Here is a 1,855-nt window from a genome sequence, read left to right as displayed (position 1 = left end):
AAGAGGTTGTGTCAAAACTCTGGCACAACCTTTTTTTATGCACAAAGCCCAGACTTTCACAAGCCCGGGCTTTGTTATTACCCAAAGTTTTTGTATCTTTAGGCATAAAGTTTTTCGTTATGGCAAAGTTACATTTTCGTCCTTACATTCCCAACCAAACAGTTCTTTTTCCCGGAAGAATTGATGAAAACATAGCAGCGAACGATCCGGTTCGCATAGTTAATACTGTTGTTGATACTCTCAATCTTGACAATTTCAAGAAGCTTTATAAAGCAACCGGTCGTTGTCCTTATCATCCTAAAATGATGCTTAAGGTGATTATCTACGCCTACATGAACAATATCTATTCGTGCCGCAAAATAGAGAAGCTTCTCCTACGTGACATTCATTATATCTGGCTTTCCGGTAATGAACATCCGGATTTTATTACCATCAACCGTTTTCGAAACCGTGTAAAAGAGGAAATAAATACCGTATTCACGCAGTTGGTTCTTGTCCTTGCCGACAAAGGTTTCATCAGCCTTGACGTAGAGTATATCGACGGTACCAAGATTGAGTCCAAAGCCAACAAATATACTTTTGTCTGGCGCAAGACAGTCGAAAAGAACCGTACAAAGCTGATGGATAAGATCCACATTCTCCTGGAGCAGGTGGATGAAGTCATAGCCCAAGAGAACTCCATGAAAGACACACCCGTAGAGTTCACTCCCGCCATGCTCTCAGATATAGTGAATGAACTTAAAGAGGTGCTGGAACACCAGCCTGTAACAAAGGACAAGGAACAAAAGAAAGTCATCCGGGAAAAGAAGAAACAGGTCCGGGAACTTGAGGAGTACCGTGACAAGTTGATGGAATACGACAACCATCTTGATACTCTTGGAGAACGCAACTCCTACTCCAAGACCGATCCTGATGCCACCTTCATGCGCATGAAAGAAGACGCCATGAGAAACGGGCAGACCAAACCCGGATATAATCTGCAAATAGGTACCGAGAACCAATTCCTCATAGACTTCCGACTGTTTCCCAACCCAACCGATACACTGACCCTCATACCTTTCTTCCACTCCTTTGAGCAACGCTATAACCGCTTACCAACTGTCGGTGTGGCAGACTCCGGGTACGGCTCGGAAGAAAATTATCGATTCATGCAAGATAATGGGATAGAAGCCTTTGTCAAGTACAACTACTTCCATAAAGAACAGCGTCCCCGTTATACCCCCAATCCATTCCATGCGGAGAGTCTCCATTACAATGCGGGGGAGGATTATTACGTTTGTCCTATGGGGCAGCACATGAACCGTATAGGAACCAGACATGACAAAACAGAGAGCGGATACATCACCGAAAGTGCCCGGTATAAAGCACAAAGATGTGAAGGGTGTCCTTTGCGTGGCAGTTGCTTTAAAGCTCGGGGGAACCGTATTATAGAAGTCAACCACCGGTTAAACCAATACAAACGGCAGGCACGGGAAAGGTTACTCTCGGAAGAAGGCATCAGGCATAGGAGAAGGCGATGTATAGAACCGGAAGCAGTTTTTGGACAAATGAAACACAACATGGCATACAAAAGGTTCCGGCATGTGGGAGAAGACAAGGTTACAATGGACTTTGCCTTCTTTGCTATAGCTTTTAATATCAAAAAGATGTGTACAAAACTACTAAAAGCAGGAAAGAGAAGGAGTGCACACACTATATTTATCTTTATCAGACCACGTGTGACTCAAAATACGACGAATATTAAGCCTTATTACCTAATTAATGAAAAAATAGTCGCATAGACAAAAAAAGAGGAACGACTATTTTTGCCAAAAAAAGAAGGGGATGTGCCTTAGTTTTGACACATCCCCTTCTT

1 protein-coding gene is annotated in these 1,855 nt (G+C 43.1%); it reads left to right on the top strand.

All coding sequences use genetic code 11. The features are described from left to right. Window positions 1-119: 119 nt before the first annotated feature. A complete protein-coding gene (locus tag M1P97_RS26135; protein WP_249390614.1) occupies window positions 120-1,781 on the top strand; it encodes an IS1182-like element ISBthe2 family transposase in 1,662 nt (553 codons plus the stop codon). Window positions 1,782-1,855 lie beyond the last annotated feature (74 nt).

Source organism: Parabacteroides leei, from assembly GCF_023369805.1.
Classification (GTDB): Bacteria; Bacteroidota; Bacteroidia; order Bacteroidales; family Tannerellaceae; genus Parabacteroides; species Parabacteroides leei.
The sequence above is the reverse complement of the archived record's forward strand: the minus strand, read 5'-3'. Positions and strand labels throughout refer to the sequence as shown.

Coding starts and splice junctions, on each gene's coding strand:
- M1P97_RS26135 (WP_249390614.1), top strand. CDS start 120: ATGGCAAAGTTACATTTTCGTCCTTACATTCCCAACCAAACAGTTCTT.